Annotated in this window: 19 protein-coding genes, 2 tRNA genes and 1 pseudogene; 20 read left to right on the plus strand and 2 right to left on the minus strand. The window is 53.8% G+C overall.

Going from position 1 to position 21,323, the window contains the following annotated elements; translation table 11 throughout:
- Positions 1-287: 287 nt before the first annotated feature.
- The 14 genes and pseudogenes from cysC to ABVT36_RS05575 all read left to right on the plus strand — a co-directional run bounded on the left by cysC (position 288) and on the right by ABVT36_RS05575 (position 12,386).
- Entirely contained in the window at positions 288-914 is a 627-nt protein-coding gene (gene cysC, locus ABVT36_RS05510) for an adenylyl-sulfate kinase (RefSeq protein WP_367150828.1), read from the plus strand.
- A 277-nt stretch (positions 915-1,191) separates the two neighbouring features.
- The gene (locus ABVT36_RS05515; RefSeq protein ID WP_368455645.1) at positions 1,192-3,555 is read left to right on the plus strand and encodes a DUF6351 family protein; all 2,364 of its coding nucleotides are present in this window, start codon (positions 1,192-1,194) and stop codon (positions 3,553-3,555) included.
- 117 nt (positions 3,556-3,672) lie between these two features.
- A tRNA-Val gene (locus ABVT36_RS05520) sits at positions 3,673-3,748 on the plus strand.
- A 28-nt stretch (positions 3,749-3,776) separates the two neighbouring features.
- Positions 3,777-3,853 (plus strand) — tRNA-Asp (locus ABVT36_RS05525).
- A gap of 198 nt (positions 3,854-4,051) precedes the next feature.
- Positions 4,052-4,417 (plus strand): antitoxin Xre/MbcA/ParS toxin-binding domain-containing protein, encoded by a 366-nt coding sequence (locus ABVT36_RS05530; protein ID WP_367150824.1) that lies wholly within the window; start codon positions 4,052-4,054, stop codon positions 4,415-4,417.
- Positions 4,414-5,199, plus strand: a complete 786-nt coding sequence (locus ABVT36_RS05535; RefSeq protein ID WP_368455646.1) for an RES family NAD+ phosphorylase — start codon at positions 4,414-4,416, stop codon at positions 5,197-5,199. The genes ABVT36_RS05530 and ABVT36_RS05535 overlap by 4 nt, the downstream gene beginning before the upstream one ends.
- Positions 5,200-5,204: 5 nt before the next feature.
- A complete protein-coding gene (locus ABVT36_RS05540; RefSeq protein WP_368455647.1) occupies positions 5,205-6,152 on the plus strand; it encodes a 1-aminocyclopropane-1-carboxylate deaminase/D-cysteine desulfhydrase in 948 nt (315 codons plus the stop codon).
- A 1,036-nt stretch (positions 6,153-7,188) separates the two neighbouring features.
- Complete coding sequence (locus tag ABVT36_RS05545; RefSeq protein ID WP_368455648.1) at positions 7,189-7,596, plus strand: DUF6326 family protein; 408 nt, start codon at positions 7,189-7,191, stop codon at positions 7,594-7,596.
- Between the two features lie 59 nt (positions 7,597-7,655).
- Positions 7,656-8,000 (plus strand): hypothetical protein, encoded by a 345-nt coding sequence (locus ABVT36_RS05550; protein ID WP_368455650.1) that lies wholly within the window; start codon positions 7,656-7,658, stop codon positions 7,998-8,000.
- A gap of 167 nt (positions 8,001-8,167) precedes the next feature.
- Positions 8,168-8,767, plus strand: coding sequence for a LysE family translocator (locus ABVT36_RS05555; protein WP_368455651.1), 600 nt, complete (start codon positions 8,168-8,170; stop codon positions 8,765-8,767).
- Between the two features lie 49 nt (positions 8,768-8,816).
- Positions 8,817-9,837, plus strand: a pseudogene (locus ABVT36_RS05560) (IS630 family transposase).
- Positions 9,827-10,423 (plus strand): hypothetical protein, encoded by a 597-nt coding sequence (locus tag ABVT36_RS05565; RefSeq protein ID WP_368455652.1) that lies wholly within the window; start codon positions 9,827-9,829, stop codon positions 10,421-10,423. The pseudogene ABVT36_RS05560 and the gene ABVT36_RS05565 overlap by 11 nt, the downstream one beginning before the upstream one ends.
- 44 nt (positions 10,424-10,467) lie before the next feature.
- The gene (locus tag ABVT36_RS05570; protein WP_368455653.1) at positions 10,468-11,133 is read left to right on the plus strand and encodes a phytanoyl-CoA dioxygenase family protein; all 666 of its coding nucleotides are present in this window, start codon (positions 10,468-10,470) and stop codon (positions 11,131-11,133) included.
- Positions 11,134-11,336: 203 nt separating this feature from the next.
- A complete protein-coding gene (locus ABVT36_RS05575; RefSeq protein ID WP_368455654.1) occupies positions 11,337-12,386 on the plus strand; it encodes a Kelch repeat-containing protein in 1,050 nt (349 codons plus the stop codon).
- Between the two features lie 232 nt (positions 12,387-12,618).
- Here ABVT36_RS05575 and ABVT36_RS05580 read toward each other — a convergent pair whose 3' ends face one another.
- Complete coding sequence (locus ABVT36_RS05580; protein ID WP_367150816.1) at positions 12,619-13,578, minus strand: hypothetical protein; 960 nt, start codon at positions 13,576-13,578, stop codon at positions 12,619-12,621.
- An 889-nt stretch (positions 13,579-14,467) separates the two neighbouring features.
- Between ABVT36_RS05580 and ABVT36_RS05585 the strand changes: the two genes are divergently transcribed.
- Positions 14,468-14,749 carry a type II secretion system protein GspG gene (locus ABVT36_RS05585; RefSeq protein WP_367150815.1) on the plus strand — a complete coding sequence of 94 codons (282 nt, stop codon included), beginning with the start codon at positions 14,468-14,470 and terminating at the stop codon, positions 14,747-14,749.
- A 95-nt stretch (positions 14,750-14,844) separates the two neighbouring features.
- Positions 14,845-15,753: a leucine-rich repeat domain-containing protein gene (locus ABVT36_RS05590; protein WP_368455655.1), complete on the plus strand. Its 909-nt coding sequence runs from the start codon at positions 14,845-14,847 to the stop codon at positions 15,751-15,753.
- Positions 15,754-15,851: 98 nt separating this feature from the next.
- Here the strand turns inward: ABVT36_RS05590 and ABVT36_RS05595 are convergent, their stop codons facing one another.
- Positions 15,852-16,139 (minus strand): hypothetical protein, encoded by a 288-nt coding sequence (locus ABVT36_RS05595; RefSeq protein ID WP_368455656.1) that lies wholly within the window; start codon positions 16,137-16,139, stop codon positions 15,852-15,854.
- A 172-nt stretch (positions 16,140-16,311) separates the two neighbouring features.
- On the opposite strand from ABVT36_RS05595, the gene ABVT36_RS05600 reads away from it, so the two are divergent.
- From ABVT36_RS05600 to ABVT36_RS05615, 4 genes are all read left to right on the plus strand, one after another.
- Positions 16,312-17,943 carry an alpha/beta hydrolase gene (locus ABVT36_RS05600; protein ID WP_368455657.1) on the plus strand — a complete coding sequence of 544 codons (1,632 nt, stop codon included), beginning with the start codon at positions 16,312-16,314 and terminating at the stop codon, positions 17,941-17,943.
- Between the two features lie 75 nt (positions 17,944-18,018).
- Complete coding sequence (locus ABVT36_RS05605; RefSeq protein ID WP_368455658.1) at positions 18,019-19,260, plus strand: lipoprotein-releasing ABC transporter permease subunit; 1,242 nt, start codon at positions 18,019-18,021, stop codon at positions 19,258-19,260.
- Between the two features lie 15 nt (positions 19,261-19,275).
- Entirely contained in the window at positions 19,276-20,031 is a 756-nt protein-coding gene (gene lolD / locus ABVT36_RS05610) for a lipoprotein-releasing ABC transporter ATP-binding protein LolD (protein ID WP_368455659.1), read from the plus strand.
- Positions 20,024-21,286: a lipoprotein-releasing ABC transporter permease subunit gene (locus ABVT36_RS05615; protein WP_368455660.1), complete on the plus strand. Its 1,263-nt coding sequence runs from the start codon at positions 20,024-20,026 to the stop codon at positions 21,284-21,286. The genes lolD and ABVT36_RS05615 overlap by 8 nt, the downstream gene beginning before the upstream one ends.
- Positions 21,287-21,323 lie beyond the last annotated feature (37 nt).

Raw genomic sequence — 21,323 nt, forward strand, 5'->3', positions numbered from 1 at the left:
TTGAAAAAACCTTTGCTAGCAACCTGTTAGCCGCATCTGCGACTATGGCTCCAGGACAGCGGGTGATAAACACCGGCCTTTACCGGCAGTGCCTCATGTCGGATAATGCCGCCCCTGGTTCCCTGCGACTGACCTGGCAACCCGGCCCTGACCTAAGGGGTAGTGGCCATCGGGGTATCCATGGATAGGGTCCGCCAATTGTTGCAGGAAGTTTGTTCCAGGTTATTTATAGCAGCTGGTTATACTAGTATGCCTTGTGGGCATAAATCACAGTTTGGGAGTCATCGGTGACATTATCAGCGGTAGAGCGCAAGGCCACCAATATCCATTGGCACAAGGGTAAAGTGACCCGCGAGGATCGCGCGGGAATATTGGGTCACAAGGGTGCGACCCTCTGGTTTACCGGCCTTTCTGGCTCCGGCAAGAGCACCGTGGCTGTGGCGCTGGAAAAGGCTCTGATGGCCCGCGGTGTCCTCTGCTATCGCCTGGATGGCGACAATATCCGCTTTGGGATCAATGCCAACCTGGGCTTTTCCGCCGAGGACCGCAAGGAGAATATTCGCCGTGTGGGGGAGATCTCGAGGCTGTTTGCGGACGGTGGTGTGGTGGTGCTGAGTAGTTTTATCAGCCCCTATCGCGAAGACCGCGAACTGGTGCGGCGTATGCACCTGGAGAGCGACCTGCCGTATCTGGAGGTATTTGTGGACTGCTCCCTGGAGGAGGCGGAATCCCGCGATCCGAAAGGTCTCTACAAGAAGGCCCGCGCGGGTGAGATCCGCGGCTTTACCGGTGTGGATGATCCCTACGAGGCACCGCTGGCGCCGGAATTGCACCTGCATACGGACCAGATGAGCCTGGAAGAAGAGGTGGAGCTGCTGCTGGAAAATCTGCGCTCCGGCGGCATTATTGACTGACGGCCGCAAAGCCGGTTCCAACTTCCCGGGGAACCGGCATCTCCCCATTCCCTTTCTCTAAAAATCCCTTTTGCCGGAAGCAGGCCGCGGTTCGGCACCCTCGCCTCTGAAGAGCTGGCTTGCCGCTGTGTCGGCTGGGCAAGCATACCCCGCCAAGACTGGGCGACTCTCAATTCTGCACTGATGTCTAGTTAGCCGCCATCTGGCGTCCGGTCTGAATATCCGCACATATACTCAATTTATACCTGGATCGCATCTTGCCAGTTTGGAGGCGGCTATGTCGGGAAGGGGAGCGCGGGTTCTCTATGCAGTTGTATTCGTAGTTGTGGTGTTGGTTGGAGTTGGTGGCTGGTCCGGCTATAAACACCTCCCGAGAATCCCAGGCGTTCCCCCGGCACCGGTGTTGGGGGTGCCCGATGGTGCGCTGCTGCATCAGCCATACCCGGCTTATAGCGGTCCCCATCCGCGGGTTCTGGAAAGGCCCCCGGAGTATTTCCCCTTTCCGATTTTGACCGGCGAGGTGGGACCGGTGGAAACACTGTTTGCCGGGCCTTCCAGCTATCCATTTTACTGCGGGGAAAACAAGATCAGCGGCCGGCAACCACTGGTCGACAACCAAAAGGGTGAAGGTGTTCCGGTTTTCGCGCTGGATGATCGGGGGGTAAAAACCCAGCAGATCATTGGTTACAGCCGCGACTGCAGTCATGGCACCCGGGTCAATTATTTCTACCGCAGTATTACCGACGGCCGTTTTCATCCCCTGGAAAAGGCCAGCGGTGATATAGACCAGGTGACAGTCAACGGCAAGACGATCGACTTTGTGGTGCGGGTGGAAACCGGCACTATCAACCGCTATTTCTACGCGATTGCTGTTTTGCGTGGCGAGGGGGAAACCCCCGAGCGGCCCACCGCCACTAATTGGAATAGGCGCTTGATCTACCAGTTCCGGGGCGGAGTGGGCATTGGCCGTCGCCAGGGGGATATCAGCAAGGGCGACGTGGTGACGCGACGCCTGGACCAGCTGGCGCGGGGCTATGGGGTTGTCTACTCCACAGCCAACCAGACCAGCAATCACTACAATATCTGGCTGGCGGAGGACACGGCGCGGCGACTAAAGAAACAGTTCGAATCGCTCTATGGTGAACCCATGTATACGGTGGGTGTGGGGGGCTCCGGCGGTGCCATTCAGCAGTATTTGCTGGCGCAAAATGCCTCGGACCTGCTGGACGCCGCCATTCCTCTTTATTCGTATCCGGATATGGTGAGCCAGATCATCTATGTATTCGACTGTGAGCCGCTGGAGTATTTCTTTGATGTGATCGACGCGGACAATCCACGTTGGCGCGAGGCATCGGAGCGCTCGGTTATTCAAGGGCTGGCGGCGAACTCGGATACGGAGAGCCGCTTTCGGGTTCTGAAACTGGTGGCGGCGCTGTTCGATGGGCGCTACCGGGATGGTGTCAAAGGGGCGACGGAGTGCACCCAGGGCTGGCGGGGTCTGGTGCCGCTGATCAACAATCCCCGCTTTACCCACTTTATAAAGAATTACGCGGATGAGGTGGCGGCCGATACCCACTGGACCCACTGGGAGGACCTGCGCCAGTTTTACGGCGTGGGGGAGAGTGGTTTCGCCAACAGTGTCTGGGATAACGAGGGGGTCCAGTACGGCCTGGAGGCGCTGGTGGCCGGGCAGATTTCTCTGGAGACTTTTCTCAAGCTGAACGCTTCTATCGGTGGTTGGAAAGCGCCTGAGAATCAGGACGATGAAAAGCTCTGGTTTCTCAACGGGGACCTGGTTCCCCCCAGGTTGTCGGTCTGGAGTGAGCACAATATGAATCTCGGCGGGCTGGACAATCCCGCCAAACGGAGCCGTGCCAGTATTGAGGCCATAGAGGGTATATATCGCTCTGGGCATGTGTTCCTGGGAGACGTGGAGATCCCGATCATTGATCTGCGCCACTATCTGGATAGCGAGCTGGACATGCACCACAGCCTGGCGTCGTTCACCAGCCGCGAGCGTATTCGCGCCGCCCGGGGACATGCGGACAACCAGTTGATATGGGTGAGCCACAAGAAATACACCCCCCTGGATGAGGCATTGGATACCATCGACCAGTGGATGCAGAATATCATGCGCAACCCCGGGGCGGGAGTGGCCGCCAACCGGCCGGAGGAGGCTCGCGACCAGTGCTTTGACCGGGACGGCAATATCCTTGCAGCGGGCGCCGGTGTCTGGAATGGAGACTGGAACCGGGAACCTGCCGGGGCTTGTATGCAGGCATTCCCCATCTATCGCACTTCGCGCCAGGTAGCTGGCGCGCCCATCTCCGATGATATTTTCAAGTGTGCGCGGCAGTCGGTTGCGCGGGCCCTGGTCAACGGGGTCTACGGTGCGCTGACGGAGGCGGTTGGCGAGCGTATCGAGGATATGCAGAGGATTTTCCCCACCGGTGTATGCAATTACAACCGGCCGGACTTGGCGCGGCCGGCTGAGGATTTGATTCCATCGCCGGGCCCGGTGCGTATAGCCGGCCAGTTGGTGGAACCGGACTACCGGGTGCCGCTGGATCAGCTGGCGGAGCAGCCGCAACCGCCGGTGGAGGTCCCGGTGTCCGTATCCCTGGGCGGGGAGGGCGACTGATTTGGTGCAGTGGTGCCGGGCAAAACGGGGGTTGGCGTCTATTGGGTTATTGTTGACAGGTCCCTTCAATCCGGTATTATGCGCGTCGCCCGGGAGCCAGGCCCCCGGTGCTCTGAGGGGTGGTTAGCTCAGTTGGGAGAGCGACGGCCTTACAAGCCGTAGGTCACAGGTTCGACCCCTGTACCACCCACCAGCTCTCCATAGGGAGAGGCGTTCACTGCGGACCGGTAGTTCAGTTGGTTAGAATGCCGGCCTGTCACGCCGGAGGTCGCGGGTTCGAGTCCCGTCCGGTCCGCCATATACGCGAGGCTCACACGAAAGTGTGGGCCTTTTTCGTGCCCGCTCGATTTTCCACCCCGGTTGGGTCTGCGGTAGCGGGGTTGGGAGCCGGCCTCAGGGGAGCTGGCGATTTAGCCTGACTTTGGCCCGATAGAGCCTTTGCATGATGTCCGATAAGAGTGTATATTCGGACATATAGGCAACTCCTGGAGGTAAAATGACTGCGCCATGTTCCAATCAGGTTGAGCCGAGTGATGGGGTGGTGCTCCTGGAAGCGCTGATGAATACGGGTGCCCAGCTGGGATTGCGCAAGCGGGAGCTGGGGGAGATTGTTCATTTGGATGATCGCACCCTGCGGCGCAAGAGTGAGCTGGACCCCTATAGTGCCCCGGGGCAGCTGGGGCTTTTACTGGTCCGGGCCTACCGCTCCGCATTCGTATTGATGGGGGGCGCAGAGGGCGCCCGCCACTGGTTCCAGACCGAGAACCGCGCCCTGAATGGTGTGCCCAGGGAGCTGGCGACCCGAATAGATGGCCTGGTGCGTATCGTGACCTACCTCGATGCCATGCGGGGCAAGGTGTGAACCCTTCCCACATCGACCGTATCCGAACTACTTCACGGCGCCTGCTGGGCAAGCTTTACCGGATTGTCGAATCCCAGGAGGAGGTGGCCACCCGCAGCCTGGTGGATAATCTCCACAAGCAGGAGGTGTTGGAGAGCCTGTTGGAGTGGAGTAAGCCGGCGAGACTTCCCGGGTGCGAATCCCTCCATTATCTACTGGCGACACCTTTCCGCTATCCCCCCTTGCCCTGGGGCTCCCGCTTTGGAACAGTGGCGGAGAGCGGGATTTTTTACGGCAGCAAAACAGTTCCCACAGTGCTGGCAGAAGCCGCTTTCTACCGACTCCGCTTTTACAGCGATATGGTGGAGCCGCCCCCCAATGCGTTGACCAGCTACCACAATATCTTTTCGGCCAAATACCGAATCCCCAATGGAATCCGGCTGCAGGACTCCGCCTGGCGGGATTGCTGGACATCGTTGGCGGACCCGGCCAACTATGGTTTTTGCCAGCAACTGGGGGTTCAGTTGCGGGGCGAGGGAGTCGGCGGTATTGAGACATTATCGGCCCGCGCCATTCAGTCGGGGCTGGCTGCGCCTCCACTGATGGGGGCGGAGGGAATCAATATCGCCCTGTTTGACCCGGATTCACTACTCAACCGGCCTCCGGCGCAGGAGGCGGACGTCACCGCCGAAACCTCTGCCGAAGGTGTCACCTTTCTGGTAAAAAGCGCCGATACCGTGAAAACCCATCCCTATGAAGCGGAAGCCTTCGCGGTGGGTGGCTGTCTTCCGGAACCGGCATAGCTGTATTGGAAACCTCTCTGCCCATCCGCTACCTGGATCGCCTTGACCTGGATGCCCTGAGGGGGTTGGCGGGGGCGGTTCCCTACCAGCTGTTGGCGACTGATCTTTTCCCCAGGATAGAAGTCTGGATACGACGTGACGACCTTCTGGATCCGTTGATCTCAGGTAATAAAGCGTACAAATTACTGTTCAATCTGATGGACGCGCGGGAGCGGGGTATTGAAAAAATAATCACCTGCGGCGGTGCCTGGTCCAATCATATTCACGCCGTGGCCGCTGCCGGTCGCCGGTTCGGCTTCCAGACTGTGGGGATTATCCGTGGGGAGCGCCCCAGGAACCTGAGCGCGACACTCAGGGATGCGGAGCGCTTCGGTATGGAACTCAAGTTTGTATCGCGGGACCTGTATCGCAGGCGGGCACAAGAGAATTTTCTGCAACTTGTCGATATCCGGTACCAGGATGCACTCTTTGTGCCGGAAGGCGGCGCTAATCTCGCAGGTGTCCGCGGGGCAAAATTTCTGGGACAGACAATTGCCGCAACTTTACCGGGGAAATTTGACCAGGTTTGGCTGGCTTGTGGGACGGCGACAACACTCGCGGGTGTTCAGTGGGGCTTGAATACTGCCAAGGTGACCGGCGTTCCGGTACTCAAGGCTGGAGCTTCATTTTTTTCACAAATTGATACCTGGCTGGCCGCACTGGGAGAGGGCCCGGGGTCCGCCAGCCTGTGTGAAGGGTATGAATGCGGCGGTTATGCCAAGTTCCCGGATTACTTGCGTCAGTTTATGTTGAACTTCGAACATCAATCCGGGGTTCCCCTGGACCCAGTCTATACCGCAAAGCTGGCTTTCGCCCTGCACAGTGAAATCCGTAAGGGCAAGGTGGCTGCGGGCTCCCGTGTTTTACTGTTGCATTCCGGAGGGTTGCAGGGGCGGCGGGGGATGGCGCTCTAAACTGCCTCCCAGAGCTTTTGAGGGGGCAATAATCAGTCTGTCGCTCAATTCTACTGAGCCGCTAGCCCGGCAGCTGTCTGGACCAACATCGGCTTCAGTTTTGAATCAGGTGTTCTATTCCTGGCAACTTTACTTCCTTTAGATCCACTGAGTGCAGTGATACCGCTTACAGTCAGTTGATCACTCTCACAATACCTATATGGCTATTTCCTGGCTACTCCTAGCAGGCTGTAGAAATTCGAAGAATTTCGACGCCTGGTACCGGAATATGGATGTTCCGGCAAAATCGGCGACGCCTAAGTCGTTGATTTTGGGAGAAAAGTGAAAATCACATTTTTCACTTTTCGTGTGTTGAAACAGGCAGGATGCCTTTTTCAACAACCTGCTAGGTTGTCAGTTGGATTGATATAACCGCCTGATTGATAACAGCTTTATTCCAGTTTCTCAATTTGGTTAGGGATGGTGAGGCATGTTTGACGGGCATACGGTTCACCATGAGTTATTGTCAATTCTGGTGTTCAACAAACCTGGTTAAGCAGCGTTCCCAACGAAACGCAGGCTCATTGGTACAACAACCAATTCAAGCAATTGTTGAGTGAGCTGGAATCAACAGCGCGATTAATACAGGCATCGTATGGGCATCAGAAGTGGTCGCGCTAAAGCTTTCCCTTGATACCTCGGCCTTTGATCGATAGAGTACAATACCTCATATGTTGGATATCCTGCTTCGCTTCGTATCAGATGATTGAACGAACTAAAGCGCCTAAAGCTGCTCAGTAAGCACGTTAGCCTTCTGGAATTCTGTGAGAGAAAAGAAACAAGTTAATTCTGTAGTCTCCGATTGATGAGCTGGTTAGGTGATATATGCTCTCCAGAACTTGCTTTTAATTTGGATATTGAAGCCAGCATAAAGAAAATTACGATGACTTCTATATAAATAATGCGTGCCAGTTGTTGCATATTTATAGCATATGAAGCTTGAGTTTATGTAGGGTTAAAATCATTTCAATAAATTTTATAGTCAAGGAATGAAGCAATGGAAAATGAAAAGTGTGTAAAGGATAGAAAGGTTATTTTATCCACATTATGGGTTTTTTATGTTCTAAATATTCTTTATGCAGATATTCTAAATTTGATAGGTGAGACAACAGTAGAAGATGCTGAGTTAATTGCTCTATTAATATCCCCCGGAATGCTACTCGGTGCGGCCATCTTTTTAGAAATAGCAATGATTATGATCGTCCTTTCACGTTTGCTAAAGCATGGTATAAATCGCTGGTTTAATATGGTTATAGCCACATTACATACCTTAGGGGTTTTAGCTTCGATTTTTGTTGGAGATCCTACAATATTCTATATATTTTTCGTGATGGTTGAGGTAGCAACTTTGTTGTTTATTATTTGGTGTGCTTGGAGTTGGAAAGCCCAGAGTGAAAAATCTTAAATAATGCATATGTAGGCGATGCCACACTCAACCTGCGGCTCGGGTTTCTGATTTGTGATGTGACCGACGAGGGCCTGGCCAGGGCTAGCCTGGAATCCAAGTTCGAAGTCGGTGCCAACAGCGAGAACAACACCGTGCCCAACAGTGTGCGGGGTATCGCCAGAGTGATATCCGATGCGCGTCTGAGCGGCCACAACGGTTGGTACCTGGCCGCCAGTCCCGCCATGCACGACACCATCGAACTGCTCTACCTGGATGGGCAGCAGGCGCCGGTGCTCGAACAGCAGAACGGCTGGAGTATTGATGGCGCCGAGCTCAAGGTACGCATGGATACCGCGACCAAGGCCTGGGACAGCAAATTTAGTGTGCCACTACATACCACCCGCTCTGCGGGTGGTTGCTAATTTTTATAGTGCTTTGAAAGTGCTCGGTTCAAAAGTTATAATAGTCATTGGAGGTTGTTATTCAACTAGACTTTGTAAGCCAATTGGCAATATAAAAAGATAAGCGGTAAACTTTTACTCCGCCACAGTAATTTTAGGCAGTCGCTGATAATTAAGGTAATAATAATTTGACTGAAGCACTTTTATCTTTAATATCTGCTACTGCTCTCCTACTTGGCTCACCTGGACCGGCAACACTTGGGCTAGCTGGTGTTGGCGCTACTTTTGGTATTAGAGGTGGTCTAAACTTCCTGGGTGGAGTTCTAGTTGGCCTTTGTGTAGTTATTGTCGGCGCAGGTCTCGGTTTAGCAGCCCTTTTTGCGGCTTTTCCTAGCGCTCGTCTTGCGGTACAGATTATTGGGGGCTTATACATTTGCTATATCGCGACAAAAATTGCATTAGCGCCGCACATAGCTAACACTAATCATACAAAAGCCTCTCGTCCTAAATTTATTGAAGGTTTCATCCTTAATTTGCTGAACCCAAAAGCTTACGCAGCCTTTCTTGCGCTATTTTCACAATTTTTACTACCTTTTTCTTCAGCTGCGGTTGCATTCATCATTACAGCAGTAACTTGTTTTTTGGTGGCTGTTTTCGTAGACACTTTGTGGCTTTCTTTTGGGGGGATTATTCGCCCACTTTTTCGCAGGCAGAAACAAGCAAGAATTGTGCGTGTGATATTTGCTGTATTAATGATAACGGCAGTTCTGTGGGCATTCACGCAGTGAAAAAATATTTATTAACCCGGCAATCAAATAAATGAAGTATAATGCGGATATGAATAATGAAGATTCCCGCAAACTGTCTCCCTCGGCTCAAGAGGAAAAACGAAAACTTGCTATCAAGCTCTGGAAGAAGGGAATGTCCCAGAAAAAGGTTGCAGAGATAGTGGGTACCACACCGCAAACTATGAGCGGGTGGATGAAACGTCTGTCAGCCTTGAGGGCCAGAAAGCGTAGTGTGTTTCTTGTTGAGCGCCCGACGTTTAACGGCTGAGCAAGAGAAGCGTTTACAGGGGCTAATTTCAGATAAAAGCCCAGATCAGATGAAGATGGCCTATGTACTTTGGACGCGGAAAGCGGTCATGGAACTGATTGAGCAAAAGTTTGGCATCAAAATGCCCATTCGTACTGTCGGCGAGTATTTGAAACGCTGGGGATTCACGCCACAAAAGCCAGCGAAGCGTGCTTATGAGCAAAATCTTAAGGCCGTAAAGCGTTGGCTGGATGAGGATTATCCCGAGATCAAGTCTCACGCAAAAGCTGAAAAGGCAGAGATTTACTGGGGCGATGAGACTGGAGTTCGCAATGATAGTCACCATGAGAGAGGGTATGCTCCCAGGGGGAAGACACCGGTTGTCAGGCTCAGTGCTAAACGAGCATCGACAAACATGATATCAACGGTAATCAACCAAGGAAAGGTGCGCTTCAAGGTGTTTGAGGGAAGTATGAATACTGATATTTTGATTGATTTTTGTCAGAGGTTGATCAAATCAGCTGGCAAGAAAGTGTATCTGATATTGGATAACTTGAGAGTGCATCATTCTAAGGTGCTCAAAGCGTGGCTGGAGAAGCACGAAGGTGAGATCGAGGTTTTTTACTTGCCCTCATACTCTCCTGAATTGAATCCGGACGAATACTTGAATTGCGACTTAAAGGCCGGCGTACATAGTGGAAAGCCAGCCAGGGACAAGCAAGCGCTGAAAAAGAAGGTGGTCTCGCACATAAAAATGCTGCAAAAGAAACCTGGTCGGGTTGCAAAGTACTTCGAGCACAGGAAAATTCAGTATGCAGCTTAATGGAGTTCACTTAAATCATTGTGGGGTCAATACTATGATTAAAGAGTGCATCATCTTATTGTTTTTTCTGTCCATGTCTATTCATCTATGGGCGGATGAACCACGTTCAAGTAATATGAATATTTGGACGGAAAATGATGATGTGTATGTTCTTCATACTCATAGTGTCACAGCCTGGACAATTAGGAAATCAGAACTTAAAGTCATTGACAAGAAAAACGGTAGTGAGATATTTCGCGCAGAAACAACGCCCTTTACTAAACTGGTCCCTGTAGACGGTGGAAAATACTTTGCCGGTTTTTCCGATTTGCAAGCAGGCTCATTACCACATGGCTATAACTTTGCCCTTTTTACGCCTGATGGAGAGTTCATTTCCAGGGTCTATGTGTCGAAAAAAACAGGTCACTGCGACAAGGTCTCGCAGTCTGTATCTCAGTACTTGCGTTGGTTTTCAAAATCACCAAATATAAAGCTTGCTAAGGATGAAAATGGTTCGATCAAATCGATTATAGTTTCTCCTCTATATTATGAGTCCAGTCCATGTAAACTTCCTATTGGCGATCAACTAGTTAAACTCGAAAAATAGAAAAGTGAACGAATTGCAGGATCTTCAATCTGTCTGGAGTAGATTTGAGCGTTAAACAATATGGGTTTGAGATTCACCCAGAATTTCTGGATGATGTTTCTGTTCGAAATATCATCAATGAGATTGAAGCTTTAGAGCCTGATTTTCCTAAACATGGAATTCGCAATGCGGAGAAAAAACTCCTCTCTGTAAATGAACTCGTAACCTCAAGCGTGCTTAGGGATAAGGCTTCTATTTATTTGTCGAGTGATCCTGAGGTTGTTCGGGTTATTTTATTTGACAAAAATCCAGAAAAGAATTGGCTTGTAACCTGGCATCAAGACAAAACAATCGCTGTCAGCGGCAAGGCTGAAATTCCGGGATGGGGGCAGTGGACTGTTAAGGATGGAGTGTATCATGTTCAGCCAAGCTTAGAAATTCTGGAAGATATGATTACCTTTCGAATCCATCTTGACGACACGGACGAGAAGAATGGGTGTTTAAAAGTCATTCCGGGCAGTCATAGATTGGGTATTCTTTCGAGAGATGAGCAGGACCAGATTGTAAAAGAATCACCAGAATATATCTGCTCCGCTCGATCCGGTGACTTATTAATTATGCGACCATATATCCTTCATTCCTCAAGTAAAGGGATTAATCCAAGTCATCGGCGCATTCTTCATGTAGAGTACAGTGGAGCCAAGTTACCCAAAGGATTAAAGTGGGCTTAAAAAAATACGATCTTCGGCAAGCCTGCAGTGACCACTGGGAGCTGACAAAATGGGCCGAAATAAATTAACTCGTAACAAACATGGCTAAACTTTGAGATAGTGAATTGAAGGCTCCATTACAATGTATATAATCAAGGATTGGCTGTATAATAAATGAGCGTTTCCGTGTGCTTAGCCCACATAGACTGACAGAGAATAGCATTGTGAATTTTTCCAGAAGAAATTTTATCAAGTTTGCTGGATTGGCCCCCCTGCTTTATGGCGGCATTGTCGGTATGGCAGATCCTGCGCGAAAGAAATCTAGAATATCCCTAACCAGTCTGACTGGATTGGATTCTCCCATTCAGGAAATATATCCTGCGGTATTTGAAGAGGAAGCCTATGTGGCTGGTGGTTTTTCCCCATCACCAAAACCAATTTTCTATGGCCTCTCGCCAACCAAATACACTTATATATTCTCTCCGAAAACTAAAACCTGGAGAAGCGGTCCAGCTCTACCGGAAGTTAGGCATCATCTGGGTATGGCTGCAAATTCTAAATACCTGTATGGTATTGGTGGCTTTTATGGGCAAAAAGGTAGTGTTTGGCAAGCCAAAGGCACGGTGCATAGATTTTCTTCTGGAGAAAGTTGGGTATCAGCGCCAGATTTACCGCAGCCAATGGCTGAGAGTGTATATGCTAGTATTTCAGAAGATATCCATGTCATTGGAGGAAAGTCTCCTGGCGACCTGTCAAGAAATGCCGACACAAAAAGCCACTATATATTAATCGACAATACCGATTGGGAAATGGCAGCACCAACCGCTATTCGCAGAAACTCTGCCGCAGGTGCTGTAGTCGAGAACAGGATTTATGTTGTCGGTGGCCGTCAGGTTAGTAGCGATGGGCGTAAAGCCAGGAATCTATCGTATTCTGAGGTCTACGATCCCCGGCTTGATAAGTGGGAAAAAATACGACCTTTACCGGAAGCAGTTGCTGGGCTTACAGCGTCTTCGCTTAATGGAAGAGTAATTGCGATCGGCGGTGAGGCTTTTGGTCCCAATGGTAATTGGAAAACAGGCACTGCATATAGCGTCGTTTGGGTCTATGATCCCATAAGCGACCAATGGTGTAAGGAGGCTTTGTTAAATGAGGCTCGACACGGTCATGGTGCTGTAGTCATAGATGATACTCTTTATATTATTGGCGGAGCCTCTCAAGTAGGGCCTCAGAATACACTTGCTTCAGTTGTGCAATTGCGCTGGAACAAATAACCCAGTTCTGCAAGGCCAGGGAGTTGTGCCTGTAAATGGAACTGTTTAAGGGGGGCGCCAATATATACAGAATATACAGACGACCTGAAGTACTATTTTACTTCACCACACAAACCCGCTTAGGCGGGTTTTTTATGCCTGGAGATTGACCCATGAGCTTGCTTGTCGCCCCGCTGTTACAGCGGGGTGACAAGTGGGGCCCGCTGCGCTACTACGGGATCGCGGGGAAAGGCTAAAAGGCTAGCGCATCGATGTCGTCGCCACCACCGACTCCCGGCGGGGCTGGCACGAGGCCCATCGCCGCCGCGGGAATCAGCAGTGCGAAGGGCCCCGTTCCGCCGGGGGCGACGAAGACGTCGGCTGCGCTGCACGAGCCCGGCATGGGAGGAGGGGCGACGCAGGTCGGGTTGGGTATGGTGCCGAGCGACGGTGAGGCGGGCGTGAGCGAGAAGATGATGTCGCCCGTGACGGTGTCGAAGTGCAGCGCGTCAATGTCATCGGTGGGCGTGAGGCCGAGCGTCGCAGCCGTGGTTACCACACCGACACCGGGCGCGAGTAGGTCGGCGCCACTGACTCCGAAGGAATTGGCGGCCTGCACGCTAAAAAGCGGGAAACCGGCACCCGGCGGCGTGGTCGACAGGTCGAGCCCGTCGATGTTGTCGTTCGCAAAGCCCATGAAGGGTGCACCCGCTGGAATCGCCGGGATCAGGCCGAGGGCATCCTGGTTGATGAACAGCGGGTTAATCGGCGGCCCGACGGGTGAGGTGAAGATATCGGCGGGCGCCTGGGCGGCGAAGAGTTCGCTCTGAACGTCTGGCGGGGTGCCGGGCGTGCCCGCAGCGAACCAGTCCACCGAAAAGTGGATCGACCCGAGCGAGGTGACAGGGCGGCCGTAGGTGAAGGCGTCGAGGTCGTCGGCGGGACTGGGGTAGCCGGCTGGCGGGAAGCCGAGCGAGACACCGGTCGCGAAGACGGTCGGCAGAATTCCCAGACTGCCGGGGCTCAAGATATCCGTGTCATCGATTGCGGGCGGCCCGAAGCCGATGGTCGGTGAAGCGAAGGGAGGCGCCGTGGGGCTCGGCCCACCATGGAGCGAGAAAGTCATGGCGCTCACTTTACCGGCACAGAGGAGCAGACCGAGGAGCGGGATTCGGAGGGCGCTGGCGGAAGCGGCAAGGGAATGGAAAGACATTGGAACTCTCCTAGTTTATTTTTTTTCTTGCCCAGAATATAGTAAGGAAAGAGGGTAGTGTAAATATTTTTCGCACTTTTCTTTGAGCGGCTTCTTTCAAGCTGCGTGTTGAGCTTCCAGTTTCTGTTGTCGTAACCAGACTTTCGAGACGTACTTGCGGTCTCTCCATTTTAAAGAGCGTATTGCGCAGCACTTGCCGCTGGAAACTGCCAAAATATACGTAGCGTTATCTCGTGAAATTCTAATATCGCTTCAACCGCAGATTCGATATTTGTGCGTTCATTCCACAGCTTGTCTATGTCTCTCTCCGGACACTATTTCTACCGGAAATATTTCTGATACTTGACTTGGTTTAAGCAACAATTTGGAAGCAATATAGAAATAATGCAATGTCAAATAGATCTCGCTATTAATTAAATAATATTGGGAAAGGGTTGCACTCTTGCTTTATCAAAGTGTAAGCAAAGACGAATCAGATCTGAGATAGGTGTGGGCAGCGATAATTTATCAGTGGCTATCGGAGAATAATACAGGTAAACACGTCCAGGTTTGCTATTACTTGTATTATCCCGAGGGAGCACTGCAGGATAGGTGCTGGGGTGACTTTTCTGAAGAGGAAAAATTGAATTGAGGCTCTCTGTGGGACTCTAAAATAGCAGTCGCAAACTATGAAACTTGTTCTTGTTGCTTTTGTAAGAATTTGTGGGTAATGGCATTTCAAAGGTTCATAATTCAGATGCTAAGAAATATGCTTGCTTAAGGGCAAGGGTGATAGCTGCATGAGGAATATTAAAAAGATCATAAAAATTTCAGTTTTTTGATATTTTTTATTGGGGTTTCCATACTGCTCACGCCTTCCGTTATAGACGAAGAACCTGCTGAAGTTGCAATGCAAAGGCTTGACCGAGTGAGCATGAGGGTGTTGTCCCAATTTATAAATATCTACAGTGAAGAAAATGGGAGATTGCCCTCCAAAGTTAATTGGCAAAAGCAATTGCTGAGACTGGAAGGCTTAAAAGGGAAAGATCAAGCAATATTCTTAGATGCTTGGGGGAGGGAATTTGAATTTAGCTCTGGAGTAGATGGACCTCCATCCAAATTATGGGCATACGGCAGGGATGGAAAGCCTGGTGGTGAGGAGCGAGACAGTGATTATTATATTGGATTTTAGCGTTCACGAAATGTGGTTGGCGATTGTGATAATCTGGCGGCGCTGGGTACTGATGGATTTTCGGGTTTATTGCGGGTGGGGTTGGAGACTGAGTAATGGATACTGATATCGTAGTGAATCCCTATAATGATCCGCTCTCAAAGGGGAGAAAGGGGATTTTTGTTAAGACCGCCTGGTCTGATGAGTACAGGGGCTATATCAGAAAGCATGCGGTCAAGGCTTTGTATTTCAACTCGGCAAAGGGTTGGGACCAAAGCAATTTCGATTTTTTGAGAGACCTCGACGGAATTGAAGAGATTGATATCCTCTGCCCGAAACTGGAAAATTTCAAGGCTATCGAGGGTGTCCGCTCTCTGCAACAGCTCAGTGTGACAGGTGTTGTGACTGATGCGGTGGACTTTACCGTATTTTCGGAGCTACAGCGTTGCTATCTTTATTGGTGGCGGGGGGCGGAGAGTATTTTGCAGTCGTCCAGCCTGCGGCAGGCATATTTCGATAAGCTGAGGTTAAAGGACTATGGCCTGCTGTGTAAGTTGAAAGCTGCCCGCTCCCTGACCATCGGTAATTCGCCCATGCCGTCCCTGGCCTGGATGGAGGATTTCGAAGGGGAGCTTGTGGAATTCAGTCTTTTGAATTGCAAAAAGCTGGAGGATTTTGCCGCAATCACTAGCCAAAAAGGGCTCAGAAAACTGGCGATTTCCGGCTCACCAGAACTTTATGAACTGGACTTTTTGGCGTCCTTTCCCGAGTTGGAGGTTTTGGATTTGAGTGATAGCGGCCCCTTGAAAAGCCTGGCACCCCTGGAAAATATCAAATCCCTGAAGGCGTTTTCCTTTGCGGGTACAAGAACGGTGGTTGAGGATAAGGACCTGTCGGTGCTGACGAAACTGCCGAAACTCTCCATGCTGATGTTTGGACCGCGCCGCGGATATACGCATAAATTAGTCAAACAGTGGAATTGGCAGAATTTTGATCATCCGGACAAGCTGCTGGATCCTGTATAAGGCAGTGCGCCCTTGTCCGGAATCCCGGTGGATTGGGCGCTGCTGTGATTCGGGGGCATGTCGAGGCGGGCCGGCGGTCTCTGTTTTGCTTCCTAAATTCAGCCGCGGTGTTTTTTCACGGTGTGCAGCGCCATATCCCGCTCGAAGTATACGTAGAAATCGGCATACTCCCACCGGGTGATGGCCGGTTCGCCGATCGGCCCCTGGATAGTCACTGGTTCTCCCAGGCGCGCATTGACCTGGTGCTTGTTTAGGCCGCGCAACTGCTCAACGGGGATGTCGTCGCCCTGGGCGCCCACCGGCACCTCGATGGTCTCCGCCTGGGCGCCAGCTGCGAGAAGCAGGGCGGCTGTAGCGGCAATGAGGGTTCCGGCTTTGCTGAGCATCTTTTCTTCTCCGGATAGTATTTATTGACGGATGGGCCATTAAAGCAGATTTTTCGCCATAACACCTGGAATTCTTCACGTTCCTTTATTTCCAGTGCATCGGTTCCGACAGCAGGCAGGTGCCTGCAGTGTGCTAGGCTGAAGATCAGTCTTCAACCTGGGGCAGTTGCGGATGCGTGTGGGAATCCATTTTTCCATCCTTGGACTGCTGCTGGGCGGCATCTTCTTTGCGCTTTCCCTGACCCCATCTCTTATCCCCCGCACTGGCACGGTCCAGGGGGTCATATCCGGCTTGTCCTGGGTGGCGGGTTACGGTGTTGGCGCTTTTTTGGCCTGGCTGTGGTCTTACCTGCAGATGCCGGCGCCCGGCGACCGTACCCGGCAGTGGCTCTGTATCACAGTAGTTGTCGTCTGCGGCGTTTTGGCGGTGGGTTTTCTGGTGCAGGCCGGTAACTGGCAGAACTCTGTGCGGGCTCTGATGGGTATGGAAATGGCGTCCAGCGTACGGCCGCTGACCATCGCCTGGGTCGCCCTGTTGGTGTCTGTAGTGTTGCTGCTGATCGCACGGTTGTTTCGGCGCACATTTCTATTCTTGTCCGCCGTGTTAGAGCGATTGATTCCCCGGCGTGTTGCGTTATTGGTGGGACTGTTGGCGGCTTTCTCTTTATTCTGGGCTGCAGTGAGTGACCTGTTGCTGCCGGCGGCGCTGCGGGGGGTGGATTCCGTCTATAAACGTCTGGATGCCCGCCAGGAGCCGGACCTTCCCGCTCCGGCGGACCCGGGATTGCCGGGCGGGGCCGACTCCCTGCTGCGCTGGCAGGATATGGGACACCAGGGACGGCGCTATCTGGCTCTGGGGCCCACGGTGGAGGACATTGAGGCGGTGGCGCCGGGAGCTATGGCGCCAATCCGGGTGTATGTGGGGCTGAATGCGGCGGCTACGCCCGACCAGCGGGCCCGGCTGGCACTGGATGAGCTGAAGCGGATAGGGGGCTTTGACCGCAAGCTATTGCTGCTGATCACCCCCACGGGCACCGGCTGGGTGGATCCGGGGGCGATCAATTCAGTGGAGTTCCTGCATAGAGGGGACATCGCCAGCGTCGCGGCACAGTATTCCTATCTGCCCAGCCCCATAGCCTTGATGACACAGGGGGCCTATGGTGTTGAGACGGCGCAGGCTCTGTTTCGGGCTGTTTATGGCCACTGGCGAACTCTGCCGGTACAGCGACGGCCAAAGCTGTATCTGTTTGGGCTCAGCCTGGGTGCACTCAACTCGGATCGTTCCTTCGATCTATATGACATCATCGATGAGCCGTTTCAGGGAGCACTCTGGACCGGCCCGCCGTTTCGCAGCAATACCTGGCGAGAGGTCACCGCGCACCGGGATCCCGGCTCGCCGGCCTGGCTGCCACAATTTCGTGGCGGGGCGGTGGTGCGCTTCGGGAATCAGTATGGGGGTTACAAGTCGGGCAAGGTGCCCTGGGGCAGTTTCCGTATCGCCTACCTCCAACACGGCAGCGATCCGATCGTTTTCTTTGCCCCGGAATCGCTCTATCGCAAGCCGGCCTGGATGCTGGAGCCCCGGGCCCCGGATGTTTCACCGGATCTGCAGTGGTATCCCATAGTGACTATGTTGCAGCTGGCCGCGGATATGCACGCGGGCATAGCGCCGGCCGGATTCGGCCACAGCTATGACCCGGCTGATTATACCCGCGCCTGGCGGGCACTGACGGACCCTGTCGGCTGGACTCCGGACTCGTTGGCGCGCCTGCAGGCGAAGCTGGGCGAATACAACCGCAAGTGAAGTTTGGCCGGCAGAAGAGCTACGGGAACAACAAATATTTGGATTTCTTGGCACTTTTCCGCTTAAATCGTCTTTATGTTAAAGCCTGTTTCTCTCTACATTGGCCTGCGTTATGTTTCCGCGCGCCGTCGACAGCAGTTCATCTCCTTTATTAACGGTTTTTCCCTGCTGGGTATGGCACTCGGCGTAATGGCACTGATCGTCGTCACTTCGGTGATGAACGGCTTTGACCGGGAACTCAAGACGCGCATCCTCAGCGTGGTACCGCACGGATTTGTGCAGCGGGAGGGCGGCTTGCGGGACTGGCGCACTCCGGCCGCTAAGCTGGAGCAGCAGCCCCATGTGGTGGCGGCCAGCCCATTCGTGCGCGGTTTTGCCCTGCTGGGATCCGGCGCCACCAGCCACGGGGTGGAATTCCAGGGGGTGGACCCGGAAGCTCTGCGCAAGGTGTCCTCAGTGGGGGACAATATCGTGATGGGAGATCTCGACGCCCTGCAACCCCGCAGCTACAACATAGTGCTGGGACGCCTACTGGCCGGCCAGCTCAATGTTATCCCCGGAGATTCGGTAGTGCTGACACTGCCGGAGGTGACGGTGACGCCGGCCGGTATTTTCCCCCGCACAAAGCGCTTTACCGTCGTGGGCATTTTTTCTGTCGGTGCCCAGGTGGATCAGAATATGGCGCTGATGCACATCGACGACGCGGCGCGCCTGCTGCGCATGCCCGGTAAGGTGCAGGGTCTGCAGTTGCGCTTTGACGACATGGACAATGCACTGGGCCGGGTGTCATTGTACGCCAGTCAGCTTGGTGAGGGTTTCGAGGGGCAGGACTGGAGCCTTTCCCAGGGAAGCCTGTTCCAGGCGGTAAAAATGGAAAAGACGGTGGTGACGCTGATGCTGATGATCATCGTCGCGGTGGCGGCCTTCAACATCGTATCGGCGCTGGTACTGATGGTGGCCGACAAGCGCTCCGATATCGCGGTGTTGCGCACCCTGGGAATGACGTCGCGGCAGATTATGGCGGTGTTCGTGGTGCAGGGCAGTGCGATAGGTATTATCGGTGCGGTCAGCGGGGCTTTGCTGGGTATCCTTATTGCCTTCAACCTCACTGACATGGTCAGTTGGGTGGAGAACCTGCTGGGTGCCAAGATCTTTGATCCCCGCGTGTTTTTTGTCAGCTTCCTGCCATCGGAATTCCGCGCCGGCGATGCGCTTATGGTATTGAGCGCGGCGGTATTGATGAGTCTGGTGGCAACCTTGTTTCCCGCCTGGCGGGCGGCGCAGATAGCACCGGCGGAGGCCTTGCGATATGAATAGACAACAGGTCTGGAGATGAACAGCCAAGTGGAATTGGATACCGAAAAGGCAGCCCCGGTTGAAGCACAGGCGGATGCGGCGGTGCTGGCATGCCGCGGACTGCGCAAAAGCTATCACCAGGGCAGCAACGAACTACGGGTACTGCGGGATGTGGAGTTGTTGGTGCAGCGCGGCGAAAAACTGGCCATTGTGGGCGCTTCGGGGTCCGGAAAGTCGACCCTGCTGAATCTGCTCGGGGGACTGGACACCCCCACTGCGGGCGAAGTCTGGGTGGCGGGGCGCAATCTCGCCAGCCTGAATGCAAATGAGCGCGGCTGGTTGCGCAACAGCGAACTCGGCTTCGTATACCAGTTTCATCATCTGCTGGGGGAGTTTACCGCGCTGGAAAACGTCGCCATGCCGCTGCTCATCGGCAAGGCGTCGGTCGCGCGCGCGCGGCGGGAGGCGGCCGAAATGCTGCGATCGGTGGGTCTGGGTGAACGGCTGGAGCACAAGCCGGCGCAACTGTCCGGCGGCGAGCGCCAGCGGGTGGCGATAGCGCGCGCCTTGGTCACAAGACCCGCCTGTGTATTGATGGATGAACCCACCGGCAATTTGGACCGGGCCACAGGCCGCGAGATACACAGTTTGATGGAAGAGCTGAACCGCGAACTGTCGATCAGTTTTGTGATAGTGACTCACGACCCGGAACTGGCGGCATCTCTGGACCGGTGCCTGCACCTGGTGGATGGCCGGCTGGAAAGCAGCTGGCACGAGGGCGACCGTGTTTAGGCCACTGCCGGCCTTTGTCGGCCTGCGTTATGCGGGTGCCCGGCGGCGGGGGAATGACTCGGGTGGGCTGGTTTCCTTTATCTCCGGCTTGTCCATGCTGGGACTGGTGCTGGGAGTGGCGCTGATGATCGTGGTGATGTCGGTCATGAATGGTTTCGATCGCGAGTTGCGTGATCGCATCCTCGGAATCATGCCCCATGCGACCATCTATAACGCCAGCGGGGAAGTTGACTGGCCGTCTCTGCGGCAGCAGCTGGCCCTGTCCCCGGATGTGGTTGCCGCCGCGGAGGTCTGGCAGGTCAATGCGTTGGCGCGCAAAGGCAGCCAGGTGACGCCACTGCTGGTGCAGGGGATCAACCCCAACACCATTGCCGGGGTTTCCAACATAAGCCGCTTCCTGGCGCCGGAAAGCCTGGCAGGCCTGATGAGTGATGCAGATCCGGGTGTGATCCTCGGGCGCGGTATTGCCGACAAGCTGGGGGTGGAGAAGGGTGAGCATCTATCGCTGATAGTGCCGGGTGACGGCGGTGCCGGCAGCGGACGCCGCGCTGCGCACCTGGCCGGGTTTCGCGTTGTCGACATATTTCACTCGGGAACTGCACTGGATCAAAGCCTCGCACTGGTGGACTGGTCCCAGGCCCGGTCGCTGGCCGGTGGCGTTGCCGGCGCCGGTGTGCAGTTGCGTCTGCAGGATATGCTGGGCTCCTACGGGGTACTGAGGGAACTGCTGCGCGAGCTTCCGCGACAGGATTTTTACGGTACCGACTGGACCCGTACCCACGGCAACCTCTACCAGGCCATTCAGATGTCGCGCAATCTGGTGAGTCTGCTGGTGTTGCTGATCATCGGTATCGCCGCATTCAATGTGGTGTCGACCCTGGTCATGGTGGTTATCGATAAACACAGTGATATCGCCATCCTGCGCACAATGGGCGCCAGTACCGGCGAAGTCCTGCTCACTTTCGTCAGCCAGGGTGCACTGGTGGGTTTGGTGGGCGCGGTGGTCGGTGGATTGCTGGGCGTACTGGGTTCCCTGGCTGTCACGGACCTGGTGGCGGGGCTTGAGTCCCTGTTTGGTATTCAGTTCCTCAAGTCGGATGTGTACCCAGTGGATTATCTGCCGTCGCAACTGCACTGGGGCGATGTCGCACTGGTGGTGGGGGCTGGCTTTCTGCTGAGCCTGATCGCGACCATTTATCCGGCACTGCAGGCGAGCAGGGTTCAGCCGGCGGTGGCGCTGCGCAACGAACAATAACATTGCGCGGAGCAAAACCGCGGACTTTTGCGGGTAT

The organism is Microbulbifer sp. TYP-18, from assembly GCF_040932045.1.
GTDB lineage: Bacteria > Pseudomonadota > Gammaproteobacteria > Pseudomonadales > Cellvibrionaceae > Microbulbifer.

What these genes read in the sequence shown, in the direction of transcription:
- ABVT36_RS05530 (WP_367150824.1), top strand. Translation starts at nt 4,052, where the DNA reads ATGACTGCGCCATGTTCCAATCAGGTTGAGCCGAGTGATGGGGTGGTG.
- ABVT36_RS05595 (WP_368455656.1), bottom strand. Translation starts at nt 16,139, where the DNA reads ATGCTCAGCAAAGCCGGAACCCTCATTGCCGCTACAGCCGCCCTGCTT.
- lolD (WP_368455659.1), top strand. Translation starts at nt 19,276, where the DNA reads ATGAACAGCCAAGTGGAATTGGATACCGAAAAGGCAGCCCCGGTTGAA.
- ABVT36_RS05580 (WP_367150816.1), bottom strand. Translation starts at nt 13,578, where the DNA reads ATGTCTTTCCATTCCCTTGCCGCTTCCGCCAGCGCCCTCCGAATCCCG.
- ABVT36_RS05600 (WP_368455657.1), top strand. Translation starts at nt 16,312, where the DNA reads ATGCGTGTGGGAATCCATTTTTCCATCCTTGGACTGCTGCTGGGCGGC.
- ABVT36_RS05545 (WP_368455648.1), top strand. Translation starts at nt 7,189, where the DNA reads ATGGAAAATGAAAAGTGTGTAAAGGATAGAAAGGTTATTTTATCCACA.
- ABVT36_RS05565 (WP_368455652.1), top strand. Translation starts at nt 9,827, where the DNA reads ATGCAGCTTAATGGAGTTCACTTAAATCATTGTGGGGTCAATACTATG.
- ABVT36_RS05590 (WP_368455655.1), top strand. Translation starts at nt 14,845, where the DNA reads ATGGATACTGATATCGTAGTGAATCCCTATAATGATCCGCTCTCAAAG.
- ABVT36_RS05585 (WP_367150815.1), top strand. Translation starts at nt 14,468, where the DNA reads ATGCAAAGGCTTGACCGAGTGAGCATGAGGGTGTTGTCCCAATTTATA.
- ABVT36_RS05515 (WP_368455645.1), top strand. Translation starts at nt 1,192, where the DNA reads ATGTCGGGAAGGGGAGCGCGGGTTCTCTATGCAGTTGTATTCGTAGTT.
- ABVT36_RS05605 (WP_368455658.1), top strand. Translation starts at nt 18,019, where the DNA reads ATGTTAAAGCCTGTTTCTCTCTACATTGGCCTGCGTTATGTTTCCGCG.